The 396-nt window shown below is 38.4% G+C and carries 1 protein-coding gene; it reads right to left on the bottom strand.

The window, feature by feature from the left end:
• A partial coding sequence (locus CHM34_RS18730; RefSeq protein WP_240512082.1) for a carcinine hydrolase/isopenicillin-N N-acyltransferase family protein occupies positions 1-353 on the bottom strand: 353 nt, incomplete at its 3' end.
• Positions 354-396: the final 43 nt, after the last annotated feature.

The raw sequence follows: 396 nt of genomic DNA, 5'->3' as shown, positions 1-396 counted from the left end.
GTTCCTGCCCATGCGTTATATTTCTTTGAGAAAACACCTTTTTCAATATTGTTTAGCAACTGGTAAGCTTCGTACGGATTGTGAACGGAATATTGCTGTGAAGCAATTCGATTTAGTCTTTCCGTCGATTCATCAGTACGATAGCGATTCTCATAGGTTAGTTCTTCAAAATGATTCGTACACATATTTGCCTCCCGAAATCGTACATCTCTTGGAGACACTTCAGCTACGACGGATTTTCCGGATGGATCAAGCAGAACATAGCTAAATGTATGTCGATGTGGAAGTTCTTGGATTAGTTCCATTGCTTCATTGATATTTGCGCAATTCTCAAGTAATAATCTTCCTATCATATTACAGACAAATCCATCATCTGACTTTACTCTGTTTACGAAG

Source organism: Paludifilum halophilum (genome assembly GCF_002245355.1).
GTDB lineage: Bacteria > Bacillota > Bacilli > Thermoactinomycetales > DSM-45169 > Paludifilum > Paludifilum halophilum.
The sequence above is the reverse complement of the archived record's forward strand: the minus strand, read 5'-3'. Positions and strand labels throughout refer to the sequence as shown.